Here is a 19239-nt window from a genome sequence, read left to right on the forward strand (position 1 = left end):
TTCGTCGTCGAGGGCAGTCTGCGTGGCCTGCGGGCGGTGCATCGTTGCCCCATCTCTCAGCTATATATGTGAACTCTTCGCTCTTTAGAGGGTCAAATTCCTCTCCCGTCCACATGGGTCTGGCCACGGCGAGCGCCGGAAACGTCGTCCCAAAACAATATTTATAAATAATGATGTTTTGAACGTACACTTACAGGCCACATGACGACAGACAACTCTACCGTCGACCTCGTTACACCACAGTTGCGCGCGCTCTTGCGAGAGGGAGAGGAGAGTCCCGAGACGCTCTGGGCCAGGGTCGCCGACGACCTGCACTGGTTCGAACCGTGGGACGCCGTCTACGAGGAGGACGGCGTCGCCGACTTCGCGTGGTTCTCCGGTGGGCGGACCAACATGAGCTACAACGCCGTCGACTACCACGTCGAGAACGGTGGCGGAAACCGTGCGGCGATGGTGTTCGAGACGGGGGAACGGGGCGGTAACGAAGTGTACACGTACAGCGAACTACGTCACGAGGTGGAGCAAGTCGCGGGGATGCTCAGAGCCTACGGCGTCGAAAAGGGTGACCGCGTCACCATCTACATGCCGATGAGTCCCGAGGCAGTCGTCTCGATGCTGGCGTGTACGCGCATCGGAGCGATTCATTCGGTCGTGTTCGGTGGCTTCGGCGCCGGAGCGCTCGCCGACCGTATCGAACTCGCGGAGCCGAAACTCCTGCTCACGGCCGACGTGGGCTTTCGCGAGGGTGGGACTGTCGACCTGAAGTCCATCGTCGACCGCTGTTTCGACGACCACGAGTCGGTCCACGACATCGTCGACGACACTATCGTGCTCTCACGAGGCGACGAGGAGACCACCCTACGCGACTACGAGACGGACTGGGACGACGCTCTCGCGGCGGGAGCGGACGAAGATACCTCACACGTGGAGATGGACGCGACAGACCCAGCGTTCATCCTTCCCACCTCGGGGACGACCGGCAAACCGAAGGGGACCGTCCACCAGCATGGCGGCTACCAGACCCACGTCTACGCCATGGCGAAGTGGATGTTCGACTTAGACGAGACGGACACGTGGTTCGCCACCTCCGACATCGGCTGGATCGTCGGCCACTCCTACATCGTCTACGCGCCGCTGCTGACCGGGTCGACGACAGTGGTGTACGAGGGTACTCCGACCTATCCCGACGCCGGTATCTGGTGGGACCTCGTCGAACGGCACGGTGTCGACAAAATTTTCACCGCGCCCACGGCGATTCGGGCGCTGGCCGGCTACGACGACGAGTTCCACGAGCGCGCGGACCTCTCCTCGTTGGAGGCGATCTTCTCGGCCGGCGAACCACTCAACCCGCCGGCGTGGGAGTGGCTTCAGCAGGAGGTGCTGGACGACGAGGTGCCGGTCATCGACCACATGTGGCAGACCGAGACAGGCGGCCCCATCATCGGCAACCCCTACGGCATCAACACGCTCCCTATCAAGCCCGGCTCTGCGGGTATCGCGCTCCCCGGCATCGAGGTAGACGTCGTGGACTTCGACGGCGAACCGCTCGAACCCGGCGAGGAAGGCGCGCTCGTCGTCGAGAAACCGTTCCCCGGCATGACGCCGACCCTCTGGGAAGGCCACGACCGGTACGAACTCGAATACTGGCAGCAAATCGAGGATCTGTACTGGGTCGGCGACGCCGTCTCGATGGACGAGGACGGTTACCTCTGGTTCAGCGGCCGCGCGGACGAGGTCATCACCATCGCGGGCCACCGTATCGGTCCGACCGACATCGAGGACGCACTCGTCGCTCACGAGGCCGTCGTTGAGGCCGCTGTCGTCGGTAAACCCGATCCGGAGAAGACCGAAGTCGCTGCCGCGTTCGTCGTCCTCCGAGACAGTTACGACGGCGACGAAGCGCTGGCCGACGAACTACGTACGGCCGTCCGAGAGGACGTCGGGCCAATCGCTATCGTCGGGGAACTGGAGTTCGTCGACCAACTGCCGAAGACGCGGTCCGGGAAAATAATGCGGCGGACCATCCGGGACATCATGTTGGACGAAGACCTCGGCGACGTCTCGACGATGGAAGACGAGTCAGCCGTCGACGAAATCGAGGCGGCGACCGAGGACATCGACGCGGACGCCGACGTCGGGAACTGAATCGCCCGACACCGGTCGCGCACCGAGTCCCGGACAGAACACATCGTTAATCAACCGCGACGGCCTATCCGATATACGATGTCAGCGGAGTCGGGCACGACGTGTAAGGTCGACCGGGTCGCCGAGAAGCGGGGACTCGCCGAACTGGACGACGAGATGCGGGAGCGCTGGGCTGACGGCGACAGCCTCCGCGAGCTCGAACGCTACTGTAACGAGGCGATACTCCGGTCGGCGATGCGGGCGGCGGGGATGGACACCCTCGACGGTGAGGCGGCTAACCTCTATCGCCTCCTCACCGACGACGACGTCGGGCCGGGCAAACGCATCGACGCCAAGTCCAGACTCCAGCGCAACGGATTGGACCCCGAGACGCTCACGAGCGACTTCGTGAGCTACCAGACCGTCCGGACTCACCTCAACGATTGCCTCGACGTGACCACGGCCCGGGACAGCACGCTCTCTGTCGACAGCGCCCGGAACACGGTCCTCAAACTCGTCTCGCGCACCGAATCCGTGACCAACCAGACTATCGCCCGTCTCACCGAACAGGGATCGCTGACGATTCCGTCACCCTCGGTGACGCTGAGCCTCCGCGTCGCCTGCGGTGAGTGTGGCGACGAGTACACGTTCACCGGGCTACTCGAACGTGGGGGTTGCTCCTGTCAGGGCACCGAGGACGCGGCGGAGACCTAGGAGTCCGCGACGAACGACTGCGTAGAGATGGTGTCGTAACGCCCGTCGAGTTGTGCCCGTTCTTCCGGCAAGACGGCCGTGACGACGTAGTCGGCGGACTCGCCGAAGTGTTGCATGAGGCCGTGGATGCGCTCTGCGTCGAACATCTCGACGGCGTCGACGACGATGAACGGGACTTCCTCGGCGACGTCGTGGACCAGATAGCCTGCCAAGGCGACGATGAGGCCGATGACTTCCCGTTCGCTCTTGCTGAGGCTGTCCACTGTGTCGTCGTATGCTGTGCCGTCCTCGGTCGCTCGGACTACGTGTATCTCGAACTCGGTTTCGGACGTTATCCGGTCACCGGAGGAGCGACGTTCCAGCCAGATACGTTCTATCGAGTCGTACTCGAGCGTGTCGAGGACGTGTTGCATCGTCTCGTTGAACGTGCTCACGAGGTCCCGTTCGAGTTCGTCGATGCGGTCACGCTGGGCCTGTAGCTCGGTCGCCACCGCGTCTCGGTCCGCCTCGATATCCGCTCGCTCGGCGAGTGCTGCCTCGACCTCGGCTATCTCCGACTCGATGCGCTCCAAGTCGCTGGCCAGTTGCCCACGTTCGTACTCGAGGTCGCTCACCGCGTCGTAGTAAGTAGCTAGCTGTTCGTCGTCCGCTGATGCGTCGTCGATGTTCCGTTGCAGGGCCTCGATTTCTGTTTCGAGCGCTCGCCGGTCGGATTCGAGGGATTCGAGCGTCGTCTCCCGGCGCTCGATTTCGTCTTGGATGTCCTCGCGCCGGGCGCGCAACTCCTCGCGGCTCTCCCGTCGCTGTTCCAGTTCACGTTTCTGTTCGGAGAGGCGCTGGATGCGGTCGGTGACGGCATCGCGTTCGGCGCGTTTCTCCTGAACGATACTCTTGACGGCTTCGACCTGGTCGGCTATCTCGGCGCGTTCGACGGTGCTACCGCACGTCCAGCAGGTGATGGTCTGAGAGGCCGGGTCCAGTTCCGAAACGATGTCGTCGGACCTCATCGCACTCGGGATGTCGGCGGACTCGTCCAGCACCTGTGAGTTCATCTCCACGATGGGGCTCAGGGCGTTGATTGTCGACGTGAGCCGTTGTTTCTGTTGGTGAAGGGTTTCGAGTTCGGCGTCGAGGTCTGCGACATCCGTCTCGGGGTCGTCACCCTCCGTCGCCTCCAACTGCTCCGTGACCGTTTCCAACTCCGACCGGAGTTCCTCGATAGCGGCCTCCTGACTGGAGATTCGCTGTCGGAGGTCGTTTCTCTCGGAGCGTTTCTCGCGCAAGGCTTCCGTTTCGCCGTCTCCGCCGTCGGCTTCGGCTTCGAGCGTTTCGATAGCGTCGCGTTTCTCCTGAAGCTCCGCCTCGACGTCGGCGAGTTCTTCCCGAAGACTGTTCTCTCGCGTTCGAAGGCCCGGCAGTCGGTTCTCCATCGAGTCGAGTTCCGCTAGGCGGTCGTCGAGCGCCTGTTTCTCGTCGGTCAAGCGGCGTATCTCCGACTCGATGGCGTCGGTGTCCACGGGACGCATCAAATACTCGTAGAGGTCCTCGTCGGCGAGGACCGCCTGCCGAATCGGGTTCGTCTCGGTCAGCGCGACGAACAACTCACACAGGTCGTCCGCGCTGGAGAATAGGTCGGCGCTTCGGACGACGGTGTCACTCCCTTCGCGACCGAGTTCGACGTGGAACTCCGTACCGTGCAGCGTCATGCTGACCCGGCCCACTTCGGCATCGCTCTTAAGCGGTGGCAACGGGCCACCCAATACGCCTGCAAGTGACCGCAAGAGAGACGACTTGTTCGATGCGTTCCGACCTGAGAGGAGTGTAACGCCCTCGGTAATCGTCAACTCTGCGTCCTCGATGCCGCCGATGTTCTCCACCCTGAGTTCGAAGTAATCGTCTGCCGCGCGCGAACCTGTCTCGTTGTTGTTCGTCGTATCCATCGTATCTTCCCTCAGTGAGTGTATTGGCAGGTCATGACGCTAGTCGTCGACTACGAGGACCCAGACCGACGTGACCTCCGCCGGCAGACGGGCATATTGTGTCGCCATCGCTTGCTCTCTGTTCGAGTGCGTCCCCCGTCTAGTTGTCGACTTCGGCAGGCGGCACACGTCTCAGTCGTGAACGTACTATCGACGACCAGTATCGACAGCGTCGTGGCTCGCGTATCGGATTCAGTATCTGCAATTGTGTACGCTGACCTATGTACGTTTTGTGTTTAAAAAGACGTTGCATATTCCACATTAACGCCCATCATATTCAGGTGCGTCATCAAGTCACATGGGCGTAGCACAAACAGACGGCCCCGACGGAACGACTCACCACCTCAGTCACCAGTGGGACGGTAACAGCAGTGTGAGTGAGACGATACTAAACGCGGTCGCGAGGTACGCCGCCGTGTCGCGAGAATCGTTGCCGCCGATGGACGAGAGCATCAACACAGACGCACTGGACAGTCTGTTCGAAGCGGGGACGGAGAGCACCACTACACCGGGGTGTGTTACGTTTTCGTACTACGGATACACCGTCGTCGTCCAGAGCACCGGGCAGATATTCCTCAGAGAGAGCTGAGTCGATCGACTCCGTCCGACTAGACGAAGACGAACGGGGCCTGGCCACTGTCTGAGTAGGTTTGAGCCTCCTTCTGGGCCTGTGCGCATCTTTTAGTCGTCATCAGCACACTCTAGTCACCGGTGCAGTAACCTACCTAATTAAACATTCCCAATTTTCTCGACATAAATGCCCGGAATTATACCCCTCAACCCCTATCTGTGGGGAACCAGTAATTAGATTCGAGATGAACAAAATCCAAACCCAAGACGAGAAGTCGACCACGACAGAGAAGTTCTACATGCCGGCTGTCACGCTTCCCCCGCACCTCGACCGCATCGAGGACGTGGTATCCGACGTCTTCGATTTCCACGGTGTGGTCCTCATCCCCGACAGTTACAACAAATAGTCGCGCTGACGCCGACATGCCGACGAGATCTACTGTCGGACTGTTCTACGTTTTCGGACTGCGGCAGTATCGACGATAGGCAGCTACCACTGTTTTCGATTCCGGATAACTCTCAGATCATCCTGAGCGGTGAAGCTGCCGTGAGGCTAGGCCGACGCTGTCGGTCACATCTAAACACTATTGTATGCCGGTTGTGTACGTTCACTGAACAGGGTACGACCGAACGCACCACCACACGACGACCGAGGTCCGGTCCGCTCGCTGGTGGTGCCACAACACGTCCTGCACGTTACATGTCGATTACAGCTAAAGTACACATCGAACACGAACGACTCGCACTCGTCCCGACGCTTCAGACCCTCGAAGGGATCAATATACGAGTCATCACACAGGGAAACACCGACCCGGGTTCGACCGTGTTCCCGTTTCTCATCGAGTACGACGACAGAGACGAGTTAGAGGCGACGCTTGACGAGGACCCGACGGTCGATAGCTACGAACTCGTCGACTGGACCGACCGAACCGGAATCTACTATATCGAACACTCGCCGGAGACGAAGCTCATCAGTACCGTCGTCACGGACGTCAACGGTTTCCTCGTCCACACCGAGACGAAGCGCCACGGATGGTTGGTTCGCCTCCTGCTCCCCGACCGTGCGGCGCTGAACACTATCTGGGAGTACGCCAACGAGAACGACATCGCCCTCGACATCATCGAGATATACGGCAACAGCGAGACGGGTGGCGAACAGTCCTACGGCCTGACCGAGGAGCAACGCACCGCGCTGACGATAGCTTACGATGAGGGATACTTCGGAGAACCGCGCGACATCTCACTCAACGAGGTGGCCGACGAGATTGGACTCTCGTCGACGGCTATGAGCGGCCGACTGCGCCGTGGGATGCGGAACCTCGTCGGGGCGACGCTCGTCGACGACGACACCGAGGAGTGACGCCGCCGACCCCGTCACTGTATCCGTAGACGCTACTCTGACTATTTGGACCGATAAACGGGCCTGAGCGACGTCACGTCTTTGTCGTATCCGAGCCACTTGCTGAGAGCAGTGGCTACCAACACTAGATAGACTGGGAACAGGACGAGGAGTGTGTACCCGGCGACGACGGGCGTGATCGTACCGAAACTGTACAGTAACGCGACCGCTGCGAGTCCGACGATGGCACCGGCGACGATGCCGAGCCGAAACGCGTAGGCGGCGGCTGGACCCGGTTTGGTCCGAATCGCATTCATGTGGGCCTTAACGGCTACAATCCAATAAGTCGCGCGGGACGGTGGGTATCGTGTGTCGCCCGAGACGTGGTGACGACCACCAGGAACTGCGACGCCGCTCCCCAGCGTGTCATTCGAACGGGTCGTTGTGTCACCTGTCACCATCCGGCCGCAGATCGACATTATATATTTATCTTATAAGTTGGCGAACTATCAATATACTATTTCTATGTGAAGAGCCATTCTTCACTTAATAGAACCGTAGACGAATACTATAAGATATCCCACAGAAATAGAGAGCACCGGACATAACCGGAAACTATCTAGGGAGAAAGGTACATTAGACCGTCTTGTGTCCACTAATCGATACTCGCACAGTCTGGACCACCGCGCCTAACATAGTAATCAGACCGATACGAGAGTTCTCGTCAGTCCGAGAAACGACACTGTACGTCTTCAGAGTGTGCACATATATTAGATTTATTACTATACTATTTTATTTATAGCTCTGTCTGAGTTGGTCCACGCTGACAGCCTCAGCGACAGAGGCCACCACTAGGGCCGACGCCGAAACGTGTTCCGGCCGCGTCCCGATGAGTCAGGTTTTGTATCCAGACGTCCTCTCTGTGGGACGAGATGCGAATCGCACTCGTCGCCGCCGTCGCGGCCAACGGGGTCATCGGGTCTGAAGGAGGGATTCCGTGGCACTACCCGACAGACCTGCAACACTTCAAGGAAACCACCGTCGGGCATCCGGTCATAATGGGACGACGGACCTTCGACACCATCTATCGAGAGCTGGGCACGCCGCTACCGGACCGTCGGAACATCGTCCTGACGCACCGGCCGGAGAGTCTCCCGGACGGCGTCGTGCCCGTGGATTCGACGGCAGCGGCGCTTCGAGCGGCCGAAACCGACGACGTGTCGACGACGTACGTCGTCGGCGGTGGCGCCGTTTACGAGCAGTTCCTCCCGCGCGCGGACGAACTGATTCTGACCGAGATACACGAGGCGGTCGACGGTGACACGGCCTTTCCGGCAGTCGAGTGGGACCACTGGCACGAGACAGACCGCGAGCGACACGAAGCGTTCGATATCGTCTGGTACGCGCGCTCAGGCGAACCGCCTGACGAGTGAATATAGGTGAGAATCACCGTCGAGAAGTGCCAGATTGCTACCGGTATATAAAAAGTAGGGGTAATCAGCGTCATCTTTTATGAGAGACACCAGTCTTTGTCCACAAGCATGTCCGGGAACGAAAGTCATCCCAATCACCCTAGTGTCGACCAGTCGGATCGGACAGTACCACGGAACTTGCGGCAGACCGGCGACCCCGGCATCGAGATGCTCGTCTCGACTCGTGTCCGCAAGTCACCGTTCTTCCACAAGTCCTTCAACGAGGAGGGTGCGTGGCGTGCTACCGTCTACAACCGACTCTATCACCCCCGCGGTCTCATCGAAGAGGAAGATGGCGGCGTGATGAAGGAGTACGATGCGCTGACCAACGATGTCACGCTCTGGGACGTCGCCGTCGAGCGCCAGATTCGCGTGAAGGGCCCCGACGCCGAGGAGCTGACGAACTACGTCGTCACCCGCGACGTGACGAGCATGGACGCGATGGACGGGAAGTACGTCATCCTCTGTAACGAGGACGGTGGCGTCCTGAACGACCCCGTTCTGCTGCGTCCCGAAGAAGACGAGTTCTGGTTCTCTATTTCGGACTCGACCCTGATGCAGTGGCTCCAGGGAGTCAACGTCGACAACGAATTCGACGTCGAAATCGACGAGATCGACGTGGCCCCGATGCAGATTCAGGGGCCCAAATCCGAGGACGTCATGGTCGACGTCGTCGGTGACGAGGTCAAGGACATCCCGTACTACGGCCTGATGGACGCCGAGATCAACGGAGCCGAAGTCCTCATCAGCCAGACCGGTTTCTCCGGTGAGGCTGGCTTCGAGATTTACGTCCGAGACGCCCACGAAAACGCCGAGCGTGTCTGGGACCCTGTTATGGCGAGCGTCAAAGACCACGGCGGTCGTCAGATCGCGCCGGGCCACCACCGTCGGATCGCCGCCGGTATCATGTCGTGGGGTCAGGACCTCGACCACGAGACGTCCCCGTTCCAGGTCAACCTCGGCTATCAGGTCCCCGACGACAAGGACGCCGACTACATCGGTAAAGAAGAACTCGAGCGCCAGAAGGAACTCATCGAGAACGGCGAGTACCCGTTCGAGCACAAACTCATCGGCCTGAAGCTGGCCGGCGAGCCGATTCGGGACTACGCCCCGGACTTCTGGCTCATCTCCGACCCCGACACGGGCGAAGAATGCGGGTACGTCACCTCGCCGTGGTGGAACCCGGACCTCGAGACGAACATCGCCATGGGCTTCGTGCCGGCCGACAAACTGCAGGAAGTCACCGACACGCCGCTCAACGACGAAATCTACGACGAAGAACTGGACCTCGAGTTCCAGGTCCACCTGCCCGACGAGTACGCCGAAGAGGAAGGTGAACCGGTGTTCGCTACCGTCGCGAAGGTGCCGTTCAAGGAGTCCGTCAACCCGAGCGCTCGCGAACAGGCGAAACTCAACGCGCGCAAGGAAGCCGAAGCAGAGTCCAGCGACGACTAATCGGCGCCACCCTGTCGCTCATACCACACCACCCGCTCCGCTCTTTTTTTGCCTTGACCCAGTGTAGAGGCGGCTGTCCCGTCTTAGAACCTACCCTGTAATCGTGACTGGTCGCTCCGAGGACAGCAGGACGTCCTGTGAGATGCTTCCCATGATGACCTTCTGCACGCCGGTCCGCTTTCGGCCGCCCATCACGATACTGCTCGCGTCGACGTCGCTCGCGGTATCGAGTATCTTTCGGGCAATCTCCCCGCCCACTGCGGTCCGTTCGACGGGGATGTCTCGCTCCTCGAGGTACTCTGCTGCTGCGACGGCTGCCCCGATTTCCTCGAACTCGTGGGGCGGGGCACCCGCGTAGTCCTGATGCCGGAACACGTAGAGAACAGTCGCTCGAACGTTCTCTGCGGCCCCGGGTAGCCCGGCAACGAACTCCGCCTGATTGAGTGCCCGTTCGCGACCCTGATCGACCGGCACCAGTACGTGGCGCTCGCCCTCGCCGAACACCATTCCGGTGCCGGTAATCGTGACCGGCCGCTCCGCCGAGACGAACACGTCGTGGACGGTGCTTCCGAGTAGGACTTTCGCCACCCCCGACCGCTTCCGTCCGCCCATGACGAGTTCGTGGCTGTCCAGCGCATCCGCAGCGTCGATAATCGCTGCAGCCACGTCACCTTCCTCTACGCGTCGGTCCACGGTTATGCCCGCCGTCTCCAGATGCTCGGCGGCCGCGACGGCAGCATCCACCGTGCCGAACGAGACGCTGTCGGCCCGTTCGAGGTCGTCAGGTGGGACGACGTGGAGCACTGTCGCCTCGATGTCCGGTTCGGCGTCGGACAGTCTCGCCACGTACTTCGCCTGGTGGAGCGCGCGGTTCTCGTTCTCGTCGACCGGAATGAGCGTCCTGTACATCCCACCTGGAACTGGCACCTCGCCACAAATATAGACTAGCCTACAAATAGTGGCTGGGACCGAGGTCCCCGCTCCGGTCGCTCAGTCGTAGAGGGTGTATTCGTCGGTGAGTTCGTCGACGCGCTGGCTGACCTCGGCGACGACGTCGTCGTCGTGGGGCGCGTCGACGACGTCGTAGATGAGATCAGCGACTTCGCGACACGCTTCCTCACCGAAACCACGCGTCGTGAGACAGGGCGTGCCGGCGCGGATGCCCGACGGGTTGAACGCGGAGCGCGTTTCGCCGGGGACGGTGTTGGCGTTGAGGACGATACCGGCCTCCTCGAGGCTTTCCTCTACCTCCTTACCCGTGGTGTCGGGATGCGACGGCCGCAGGTCGACCAGCACGAGGTGGTTGTCCGTGCCGCCGGAGACGAGGTCCAGTCCGTGTTCCTGGAGTCGGTCGCCCAACGCCTTCGCGTTGGCGACGGTCTGTTCCGCGTAACGTTCGAACTCGGGTTCGAGGGCCTCGCCGAACCCGACGGCCTTGCCAGCGACGTTGTGCATGGCCGGGCCGCCCTGTGCACCTGGGAACACCGCACTGTCGATGTCACTGGCGTACTCCTCGTCGCACATGATGATACCACCGCGACCTGCGCGGATGGTCTTGTGCGTGCTGCCGGTGACGAAGTCGGCGATACCCACGGGCGACTCGTGGACGCCAGCGGCCACGAGGCCGGTGATATGCGCGATGTCCGCGAGGTGGTAGGCGTCTACGGCGTCTGCCGTCGCCTGAATCCGCTCGAAGTCGACTTCGCGCGGGTACGCCGAGTACCCCGAGACGATGATGTCCGGGTCGAACGACTCGGCCGTCTCGCGAAGTCCCTCGTAGTCGACGTAGCCGGTCTCGGCATCGACTTCGTACTGTTCGACCTCGTAGACCTGCCCGGCGAAGTTCGCCGGGTGACCGTGCGAGAGGTGGCCGCCGTGGGTCAGGTCCAGCGAGAGTATCTTGTCGCCCGGTTCGAGCGCGGCGAGGTAGACACCCATGTTCGCCTGCGACCCGGAGTGTGGTTGGACGTTGACGTGGTCGGCACCCCACAGTTCCGTCGCGCGGTCGATGGCCAACTGTTCGACGTCGTCGGCGTACTCACAGCCACCGTAGTATCGTTCGCCGGGATATCCCTCGGCGTAGTTGTTTGTCAACTCGGAGCTCTGGGCCTCCATGACGGCCTCGGAGACGTGGTTCTCGCTCGCGATCATCGCCAGCGTGTCGTTCTGGCGGGCACGCTCGCCTTCGAGAGCCTCGGCTACGGCTGGGTCTGTCGCTCTGACAGTTTCGTACGTCATGGCAAAGAGCAGGAGCCAGAGCGGCAATAAACTGGCTCTCGACAGAACGTGTCTGTATCTTTATGCGACGTGTCGACGGCCGTCGGCAGCGATTCGTGAGCGGGGAATCAAAATGCGGCGTGTCGGCCGACTTACTTTTCGAGGCGTTCGTACCGCCACGACTCCGTATCGGGAGTCTGGTTGAACGTGTATATGTGTACGCCCTTGATGTTGTACTCGTCGTCGTCGACGTATGGGGCCAGACCGTCGATGAGGTCGTCGGGCTTGTACGTCCCCCGTGACCCGACGAGTTGCTTGATGAAGCCGAGGACACCAGTCGTCTTCTTGAGGAACTTGATGGAGTCACCGACGCCGACCTTCTGCGATATCTGGAGCAATCGCTGATACTTCATGACACCGGGGATGCCGATTTCGACGGGGAGGTCGACGCCCCGGGCGCGAATCTTCTCGATCCATTCCAGCACGGTATCGGGGTCGTAGCAGAGTTGCGTGACGATGTACGTCGCGTACGGTGCCTTCTTCTCCATGGCTTCGGCCAGCGTCTCGTCGTCGATGAAGTCGTGGCCCTCCGGGTAGCCGGTGATGCCGACCTCCTCGAACGAGTACTCCATGCCGTCGAGTGTCGAGAGGAGGTCGTACGCCGACTCGAACTCGCCCTCCGGTTCCTCTCGGTCGCCGCCCGGGACGAAGATGTCAGTGATGCCTGCCTCTGTGAGACGCTGGGCTATCTCCTCGAGGTGTTCCCGGTCACGGACGTAGCGCGCGGCGATGTGCGGGACGACTTCGAATCCCTGCTCGACGGCGTCCTCGGTCCGCTCGAGCGTCGCCTCGATGCCGAGTTGCGGAGAGGTCGTGATGGCAATAGTCGCGCCGTCGGGGAGATGCGTTATCTCCTCGTCGAAACTGTCGAACGGCATCAACTCGAAGCGAGCGTTCGTGAGGAGGTTCTCGACCCCGTCCTCCGGCGTCATGGTAGGACTTCGCAAGGACATTACTTACCGATGAGAGGTATCGGGGATACTTTTGTTTGTGGGTGCTTCACCGAACCCGTTTAAGTTGTGTCCGGAGGAACTCAAGCCGCACGGGGGGTACATTCCCGGATACGACTGGCGACTCGCTCGTACGAGACAGTCTGTTCCGGGTTGTCCGACAACTGCCGCATGACGAGGTCCAGCAAGTTCAGTTCCTCCAGTAGTTCCTGCGTTTGCTGGCGTCCGAGGTCGAGGTGTCGCTGCACTTCGTAGACGGTTACCGAATCGACGACCGCGTCGGCGATGTCCTCCAGATGGACGTTCTCTGGGAGACCGAGTCCGTCGGTGACGAGTTGCTCGTCTGGAATCGTCTCCATCGGGTCCTCCGGGGCCGCCGTCACGGCCTGGTCCGCGTCCGTCGCCGGATTCACTGGGTTGGCGTCCGCGTCCGTCGTGTCGACGCCGGTCGAGGTGTCGTAGGAAGTCGGGTCGTGGACGTCAGCCTCTATCATGTACCGCCGAACCGTCTCCGAGGAGACGTCCATTTCGATTCGCTCGCTCATCTCCGTGAAGTTCTCACAGGTCTCGTAGAGACGCTCGAGGTACGCCGTGTCCTCGTAGGGTGGCACGTCGTCGTCACGGACGGCCGCGAGTTCGTCTCGTTCGTCTTCAGTCTGTGCATCGTCGCTGTCGGAGCGCGGCGCGGACGGGTCGGCGCGGCCCCCGTCGAGAGCTGTCTGTTCCGGCGTCGATTGGTCCACTTTCCCTGAGTCGTGGACGCCGTCTTCCACGGCGACTGCGTCGGCCGTCGTTTCCTCGGCTGGGTCGATAGTGAGTTCGACGCCCAGAACGATACCACCGTCTTCGACGCGGACTGCCTCTTCGCTCGCCGAGATAGAAGCCGCAGTCGTCGGCGGGAGCGAAGCGAGAGCGGAAGATGAGAACTCGACCTGTAACCCACCGCCGTCGGTCAAGGTCGCCGTCTTCGGGGTCAGGTCAGAGTGCACGTCGTCACCGCTCGCTGCACACAGTGATACTGGGACCTCCATCGAGACGTTTAGCGACCCATCGTCGCTGTCGGTCGCAGTCGCTTCGACGTCTCTGACGGTCCGGCCACGCGACTCGTACTGGTCGACGATTTCGGAGAGGACACCGAACGAGGTTTGTAGACCCATGTTATTGCTTATCTATGACACGTTATGGAGCATAACGATGTGTGAGTAATAACCAACCTATTTAAATACCCGGAATACAGCGCTGGATATCTTACCCGTGGCCCGTTCAGCGTGTGGGCCCGAACAGAATCACAGGGGTGTCGCGAGACCGGCGATTCGCTCACCGGCCACGACCACGGCCTCTCGGGCGAGAGAGTAGGCGACGCCGCCGTCCTCGGCGGTGGGCGTCTGGAGTCGCTCGAACGTCGACGGCGAGTAGACGGTCCCCAGTGTCTCGCCGGCGCTCACGTGGTCGCCGACAGAGAGGTCTGGTCGGAGTTCGAATAGGCCCGACTCGGCGGCCGTGATGGTGGCTCCGTCGTTACGGAGTCGCGTCTGGTCGGGTGGTCGGGTCGGGTCGTCCGGCAGTACGTCCAATTCGCGGAGCACGTTTTCTACGCCAGCGACGCCGGTGTCGATGGCCGAGTGGGTGACTGTCCTACTGTTCGCGAGTTCGACGGTTATCGCTGGGATGCCTGCGCGTGCGGCCGCCGTCCGAAACGTCCCACTGAACTCGTCGTCCGCCGGCGTCTCGTCGCTGTCGACGACGAGGTACTCCGTCCCGAACGACTCCGCCAGCGACTCGGCATCGGTCTCCCCGTCCTGATATCGGACGTGTTCGAGCATGTCAGCCGTCCCCGTGTGGAGATCGATGGCGGCGTCTGCATCGGTCACGAGGTCCCACAACCGTGCGGCCAGTCGTTCCTGGAGACTCCCGTCCTCGTCGCCCGGCCAGACGCGGTTCAGGTTCGGGTTCATCACGTCGTACTCCGCCGGTGTCATGTACGAGCGGTGGTCGAACGCCAGCGGGTTCACCACCGGGACGACGACGATGCTGCCCGCGATTGCTGTATCGACCAGTCGGTCGTGGAGACGCCGCAGTGCCGCCGGGCCGTTGAGTTCGATGCCGTGCTGGGCCCCCTGTACGTAGACGGTCGGGCCGGGACCACCGTCGTACCTGTGGAGGGTCACCGACACTTCGCTGCCCGACGGGAGGCGACCGAGACGACGGTCGCTCTTCGCGTGAGTGACAGACTCGTATTCCATACCTCGCCACTGCGGCGCGAGTGTAAAAAGCACCGGGAGTACGGGCTTTATTCGAGTTCGCACAGACGGTGCGAGTATGCACATCGAAGCCGAGACGTGGACGGACCTCGACGACGTCGAGACGAACCTCGCCCTGCTTCCGGTCGGAAGCACGGAGCAACACGGGCCGCACGCGCCACTCGGAACGGACACGCTCAACGCGGAGGCGGTGGCCGAACGGGCCGCCGGAGAGTACGACGGTGAGGTAGTGGTCGCACCTGCGATTCCAGTCAGCGTCGCCGAGGAGCACCGAGCGTTTACCGGAACACTCTGGGTGTCGGAGTCGACGTTCCGGGACTACGTCCGCGACGTCGTGGGAAGTCTGGCCCACCACGGCTGGGACCGAGTTGTCCTCGTCAACGGCCACGGTGGTAACATCGCCGCACTGCGGGAAGTGGCGAGTCGGATTTCGAGACACGACGACGCGTACGCGGTGTCGTTCACTTGGTTCGACGAGGTGGGAGACCACAGTTCCGACATGGGCCACGGCGGCCCCCTCGAAACGGCCCTCCTCCAGCACGCGAACCCGGAGACGGTCCACGAGGACCGCCTCGATTCGGCCGCAGAGAACGGGAGCGACCGCTGGGGTGACTGGCAGGGCCGTGTCAACCTCGCCTTCGACTCCGACGAGTTTACCGAGAACGGAGTGGTCGGCGACCCCCGCAATGGGAGCGCCGAACTGGGTGAGAACCTGCTGACTTCGGCCGCGGACGCACTCACGGATCTGTTAGACGCCGTCGAAGAGCGTCAGCCAGGTCCCAGAGAGGACTGAACGCGTTACTCCGTGAGTTCGTTCCAGCGCTCGACGCCCGCTTCTGCTACTGTTCGGTCCTGTGAGACGGCGCCCCCAGAGACGCCGATAGTGCCGACGATGTCGCCGTCGCGTTCGAGCGGGTACCCGCCGCCGAAGATGACGATTCGCCCCTCGTCGGTCGTCTGGAGGCCGTAGAGGGAGTTACCCGGTTCCGACGGCTCTGCGAGTTCGTGCGTGGGAGTCTCCAGAGCGGCCGAGGTGTAGGCCTTGTTTCGGGAGATGCTCACCGATGCCAGCCAGGCACCGTCCATGCGGTGCTGTGCGACGAGGTTTCCCTCGCTGTTGGCCACGGTGATGACCATCGGATTGTCGATTTCCTCGGCTTTCGATTCGGCGGCAGCTATCAGTTCTGTCGCTGTCTCCAGCGAGATGGAGTCGACCATGCAAGTGAGACCGCACCCGAGAGGCGGAAAAACGTTGTCACCACTTGCGTACTGGAATTTCAGGCATGGAGCGCAGTTCGTGACGTAGAGGGCTGTTAGAGACCGTATACTCGTGGATGTCGGCTACCACTGTCACCGGCCTCGAGTCACCGTTACGTGTGTTTCACATCACTATCACTGTGAAGCGAGAAACCTCTACCAGACAGCGAAGTGATTGGTTGAAAACCACCGGGGGGACAGGGGATAACTATATTTGACCGCCAGAATCACCTTCGAGTCAGGATTCATGGAGACGACAGACAGCCTGCCGACCGAAGCTGGTACCGTCATCGTCGGTGCCGGCATCGTCGGTTGTAATCTGGCGTATCAACTCACGGAACTAGGACGCGACGACGTGGTCGTCGTCGACCAAGGGCCGATGCCGACGACAGGCGGGTCCTCGACCCACGCGCCCGGCATCATGTTCCAGACGGCCGAGCCGAAGGTACTCAGTCAGTTCGCAGATTACAGCCGTCGGCTGTACTCCGAACTCGAAGGCGCCGACGGACAACAGGCCTACAACGAAGTCGGCGGCATCGAAGTCGCCCGGAGCGAGGAGCGGATGGACTTCCTCCAGCGCAGGGTCGAACACGCCAAAGCGTGGGGTATCGACGACCCACAACTCCTCTCTCCGGAGGAGGTTACCGACCATCTACCGCTCGTCGACTCCGACCAGATACTGGGCGGGTACTACTCGCCGACGGACGGGCAGGTGTCGGGCGTCGTGGCCTGTGACGCACTCGCTCGGGAAGCGATGGACAACGGCGCGAAGTTCGTCCCGCACACCCGTACTGAGGACGTCGTGACGGAGGGCGACTCCATCGAGGGTGTCGTCACCGAACACGGCACCATCGACTGTGACGAAGTCGTCGTCGCGACGAACATCTGGGCCCGACAGTTGGGCGAGAAACTCGACGTCCACCTCCCGGTGACGCCCGTCGAACACCAGTACACGATGACGGAGTCACTCGACGAACTCTCGGAGAGCGCCGTCGACATCACGGACCACCCGCTGTTCGAGAACTACGAGAACGTCTCTGGCGAGAAGGCCAAGCGCCTGCTCGTCGGCCCCGACCGGCCAATCCTCCGGGACCAAGACAACGCGATGTACTACCGGAACCACGGTGACGCCTACGGTATCGGCTCGTACAACCACGAGCCAATCGTTCCGGACCCGCAGGAGCTGGGCGGGAACGACCCGGACGGTGAACAGGGCTCTGTCCACGAGTTCACCGACTACCACATGAACACGGCGACCCACCCGGACCGTCCGGACAAGGCGCCGCGACAGGCCAGCGACGAACTCATCCCGGCAACGAAGGACAAGAAACTCGAACACAAGTACAACGGGATGTTCGCCGAGTCGCCCAACGGCCTCCCCGTCATGGGGCCGGTACAGGAGTACGACGGTCTCTGGACGGCGGCAGCCATCTGGGTCACCCACGCCGGTGGGGCCGGGAAGGCACTGGCCGAATGGATGGAGAACGGCGTCCCGCGACTCCCCGAAGGCCCCATCGACCTCGCGCACTGCGACGTCAACCGCTTCGACGAACACGAGGGCAGTTGGGACTTCGCCCGCGACATCGGCGGCGAGGAGTACCGCATCGTCTACAACATCATGCACCCGAAGTGGGTGTGGACGGACCACCAGCGAGACATCCGCCGGACGCCGATGTACCACTCCCACGAGGAGTGGGACGCGGAGATGTGGGCCGAGGCCGGATGGGAGGCCCCGCAGTGGTTCGACGCCAACGCGGACCTGTTAGCCGAGTACGGCGACCAGATTCCCGAGCGTGAAGGCTGGGAAGGGAAGTACTACTCACCCATCGAGGGCGCCGAAGCGCTACACGTCCGGAACAAGGTCGGTCTGCACGACATGACCGCCTTCAACAAGATGGAGGTCGTCGGCGAGGACGCCGGCGAGTTCGTCCAGTACCTCTGTACGAACGACATGGACCTCGACGTGGGCGACGTGAAGTACACCCTCATGTGCAACGAGGCCGGCGGTGTCCGGGCCGACATCACGGTCACGCGCACGGACGAGGACCGCTACCTGCTCCTGACCACGGGCCGCGAAGTCGGGAACAACCACGTCGCGTGGGTCCGCGAGCAGTCGCCCGAAGACGTCCTCGTCAACGACGTCACCTCGAACCTCGCAGCGATGGTCTGTACCGGACCGGACGCTCGGAAGGTGTTGTCGAAGGTCACCGACGTCGACCTCTCGGACGACGCCTTCCCGTTCTTCACCAGCCAGCAGTTCTTCGTGAAGAACGTCCCAGTGACTGCGCTCCGCGTGTCCTACGCCGGCGAACTCGGCTGGGAGCTGTACACGCCCTCCGAGTACGGCGAACGCCTCTGGGAACACATTCTGGAAGCCGGCGAAGAATACGACATCCGGCCCTACGGGAACGGCGCGCTCGACGCCCTACGCATCGAGAAAGGCTTCCGCCTGTGGGGCGAGGACCTCCACACCGAACACAACCCGTACGAGGCTGGTCTCGGGTGGGCCGTCGACCTAGATACCGACTTCATCGGCAAGGAGGCCGTCGCCGCGGCCGCGAACGGGGACAACATCGACCACGAGGTTGCGTGCCTGACGTTGGACGACCCGGAGGCCGTGGTGCTGGACGACCGGCCCGTGCTCGACGGTGACGAAGTGTTAGGATACCTCCACAGCGCGGAGTACGGGTACACGGAGGGGGCCTGCGTCGCGTACACCTACCTCCCGCCGGAGTACGCCGAACCCGGCACCGACGTAGAGATTCTCTACGAGGGCGAGCGCTACGAGGCGACGGTCCGCGAGGAACCGCTCGTCTCCTAGGTCGTACGAGCCCATCAAAT

The 19239-nt window shown here is 61.9% G+C and carries 17 protein-coding genes; 9 read left to right on the forward strand and 8 right to left on the reverse strand.

Annotated features, from left to right (window positions below):
• Positions 1 to 201 precede the first annotated feature (201 nt).
• Complete coding sequence (gene acs, locus EGH21_RS15485) at positions 202 to 2145, forward strand: acetate--CoA ligase (RefSeq protein WP_220619384.1); 1944 nt, start codon at positions 202 to 204, stop codon at positions 2143 to 2145.
• A gap of 78 nt (positions 2146 to 2223) precedes the next feature.
• On the forward strand, positions 2224 to 2838 hold the full coding sequence (gene rdfA, locus EGH21_RS15490) for a rod-determining factor RdfA (RefSeq protein WP_220619385.1): 615 nt from the start codon (positions 2224 to 2226) through the stop codon (positions 2836 to 2838).
• Here the strand turns inward: rdfA and EGH21_RS15495 are convergent.
• Positions 2835 to 4778, reverse strand: coding sequence for an archaea-specific SMC-related protein (locus EGH21_RS15495; protein WP_220619386.1), 1944 nt, complete (start codon positions 4776 to 4778; stop codon positions 2835 to 2837). The two genes, rdfA and EGH21_RS15495, sit on opposite strands and share 4 nt — an antisense overlap.
• Positions 4779 to 5115: 337 nt before the next feature.
• On the opposite strand from EGH21_RS15495, the gene ddfA reads away from it, so the two are divergent.
• The 3 genes from ddfA to EGH21_RS15510 all read left to right on the forward strand — a co-directional run bounded on the left by ddfA (position 5116) and on the right by EGH21_RS15510 (position 6747).
• A complete protein-coding gene (ddfA, locus tag EGH21_RS15500; RefSeq protein ID WP_220619387.1) occupies positions 5116 to 5406 on the forward strand; it encodes a DdfA family disk-determining factor in 291 nt (96 codons plus the stop codon).
• A gap of 226 nt (positions 5407 to 5632) precedes the next feature.
• Complete coding sequence (locus EGH21_RS15505; protein WP_220619388.1) at positions 5633 to 5794, forward strand: hypothetical protein; 162 nt, start codon at positions 5633 to 5635, stop codon at positions 5792 to 5794.
• A gap of 293 nt (positions 5795 to 6087) precedes the next feature.
• Positions 6088 to 6747, forward strand: coding sequence for a helix-turn-helix domain-containing protein (locus tag EGH21_RS15510; RefSeq protein WP_220619389.1), 660 nt, complete (start codon positions 6088 to 6090; stop codon positions 6745 to 6747).
• A 41-nt stretch (positions 6748 to 6788) separates the two neighbouring features.
• On the opposite strand, the gene EGH21_RS24100 is transcribed toward EGH21_RS15510, so the two are convergent.
• Positions 6789 to 7187, reverse strand: coding sequence for a hypothetical protein (locus EGH21_RS24100; protein WP_236035575.1), 399 nt, complete (start codon positions 7185 to 7187; stop codon positions 6789 to 6791).
• 471 nt (positions 7188 to 7658) lie between these two features.
• On the opposite strand from EGH21_RS24100, the gene EGH21_RS15520 reads away from it, so the two are divergent.
• Positions 7659 to 8159 (forward strand): dihydrofolate reductase, encoded by a 501-nt coding sequence (locus tag EGH21_RS15520; RefSeq protein WP_220619390.1) that lies wholly within the window; start codon positions 7659 to 7661, stop codon positions 8157 to 8159.
• Between the two features lie 108 nt (positions 8160 to 8267).
• Positions 8268 to 9653, forward strand: coding sequence for an aminomethyltransferase family protein (locus EGH21_RS15525; RefSeq protein ID WP_220619391.1), 1386 nt, complete (start codon positions 8268 to 8270; stop codon positions 9651 to 9653).
• Between the two features lie 90 nt (positions 9654 to 9743).
• Here the strand turns inward: EGH21_RS15525 and EGH21_RS15530 are convergent, their stop codons facing one another.
• From EGH21_RS15530 to EGH21_RS15550, 5 genes are all read right to left on the reverse strand, one after another.
• Positions 9744 to 10562, reverse strand: a complete 819-nt coding sequence (locus EGH21_RS15530; RefSeq protein ID WP_220619392.1) for a universal stress protein — start codon at positions 10560 to 10562, stop codon at positions 9744 to 9746.
• Between the two features lie 81 nt (positions 10563 to 10643).
• Positions 10644 to 11891, reverse strand: a complete 1248-nt coding sequence (gene glyA / locus EGH21_RS15535) for a serine hydroxymethyltransferase (RefSeq protein ID WP_220619393.1) — start codon at positions 11889 to 11891, stop codon at positions 10644 to 10646.
• Positions 11892 to 12022: 131 nt separating this feature from the next.
• Positions 12023 to 12862 carry a methylenetetrahydrofolate reductase gene (locus EGH21_RS15540; protein ID WP_236035576.1) on the reverse strand — a complete coding sequence of 280 codons (840 nt, stop codon included), beginning with the start codon at positions 12860 to 12862 and terminating at the stop codon, positions 12023 to 12025.
• 101 nt (positions 12863 to 12963) lie between these two features.
• Complete coding sequence (locus EGH21_RS15545) at positions 12964 to 14037, reverse strand: DUF8073 domain-containing protein (protein WP_220619395.1); 1074 nt, start codon at positions 14035 to 14037, stop codon at positions 12964 to 12966.
• 129 nt (positions 14038 to 14166) lie between these two features.
• The gene (locus EGH21_RS15550; protein WP_220619396.1) at positions 14167 to 15123 is read right to left on the reverse strand and encodes a succinylglutamate desuccinylase/aspartoacylase family protein; all 957 of its coding nucleotides are present in this window, start codon (positions 15121 to 15123) and stop codon (positions 14167 to 14169) included.
• A gap of 76 nt (positions 15124 to 15199) precedes the next feature.
• On the opposite strand from EGH21_RS15550, the gene EGH21_RS15555 reads away from it, so the two are divergent.
• Entirely contained in the window at positions 15200 to 15934 is a 735-nt protein-coding gene (locus EGH21_RS15555; protein WP_220619397.1) for a creatininase family protein, read from the forward strand.
• A 5-nt stretch (positions 15935 to 15939) separates the two neighbouring features.
• Here the strand turns inward: EGH21_RS15555 and EGH21_RS15560 are convergent, their stop codons facing one another.
• Complete coding sequence (locus EGH21_RS15560) at positions 15940 to 16359, reverse strand: GlcG/HbpS family heme-binding protein (protein ID WP_220619398.1); 420 nt, start codon at positions 16357 to 16359, stop codon at positions 15940 to 15942.
• Between the two features lie 286 nt (positions 16360 to 16645).
• On the opposite strand from EGH21_RS15560, the gene EGH21_RS15565 reads away from it, so the two are divergent.
• Positions 16646 to 19219, forward strand: coding sequence for a GcvT family protein (locus EGH21_RS15565; protein ID WP_220619399.1), 2574 nt, complete (start codon positions 16646 to 16648; stop codon positions 19217 to 19219).
• The last annotated feature ends 20 nt before the right edge of the window (positions 19220 to 19239 follow it).

Source organism: Haloarcula rubra, from assembly GCF_019599465.1.
GTDB lineage: Archaea > Halobacteriota > Halobacteria > Halobacteriales > Haloarculaceae > Haloarcula > Haloarcula rubra.

Coding starts and splice junctions, on each gene's coding strand:
- acs (WP_220619384.1), top strand. CDS start 202: ATGACGACAGACAACTCTACCGTCGACCTCGTTACACCACAGTTGCGC.
- rdfA (WP_220619385.1), top strand. CDS start 2,224: ATGTCAGCGGAGTCGGGCACGACGTGTAAGGTCGACCGGGTCGCCGAG.
- EGH21_RS15495 (WP_220619386.1), bottom strand. CDS start 4,778: ATGGATACGACGAACAACAACGAGACAGGTTCGCGCGCGGCAGACGAT.
- ddfA (WP_220619387.1), top strand. CDS start 5,116: ATGGGCGTAGCACAAACAGACGGCCCCGACGGAACGACTCACCACCTC.
- EGH21_RS15505 (WP_220619388.1), top strand. CDS start 5,633: ATGAACAAAATCCAAACCCAAGACGAGAAGTCGACCACGACAGAGAAG.
- EGH21_RS15510 (WP_220619389.1), top strand. CDS start 6,088: ATGTCGATTACAGCTAAAGTACACATCGAACACGAACGACTCGCACTC.
- EGH21_RS24100 (WP_236035575.1), bottom strand. CDS start 7,187: ATGGTGACAGGTGACACAACGACCCGTTCGAATGACACGCTGGGGAGC.
- EGH21_RS15520 (WP_220619390.1), top strand. CDS start 7,659: ATGCGAATCGCACTCGTCGCCGCCGTCGCGGCCAACGGGGTCATCGGG.
- EGH21_RS15525 (WP_220619391.1), top strand. CDS start 8,268: ATGTCCGGGAACGAAAGTCATCCCAATCACCCTAGTGTCGACCAGTCG.
- EGH21_RS15530 (WP_220619392.1), bottom strand. CDS start 10,562: ATGTACAGGACGCTCATTCCGGTCGACGAGAACGAGAACCGCGCGCTC.
- glyA (WP_220619393.1), bottom strand. CDS start 11,891: ATGACGTACGAAACTGTCAGAGCGACAGACCCAGCCGTAGCCGAGGCT.
- EGH21_RS15540 (WP_236035576.1), bottom strand. CDS start 12,862: ATGACGCCGGAGGACGGGGTCGAGAACCTCCTCACGAACGCTCGCTTC.
- EGH21_RS15545 (WP_220619395.1), bottom strand. CDS start 14,037: ATGGGTCTACAAACCTCGTTCGGTGTCCTCTCCGAAATCGTCGACCAG.
- EGH21_RS15550 (WP_220619396.1), bottom strand. CDS start 15,123: ATGGAATACGAGTCTGTCACTCACGCGAAGAGCGACCGTCGTCTCGGT.
- EGH21_RS15555 (WP_220619397.1), top strand. CDS start 15,200: ATGCACATCGAAGCCGAGACGTGGACGGACCTCGACGACGTCGAGACG.
- EGH21_RS15560 (WP_220619398.1), bottom strand. CDS start 16,359: ATGGTCGACTCCATCTCGCTGGAGACAGCGACAGAACTGATAGCTGCC.
- EGH21_RS15565 (WP_220619399.1), top strand. CDS start 16,646: ATGGAGACGACAGACAGCCTGCCGACCGAAGCTGGTACCGTCATCGTC.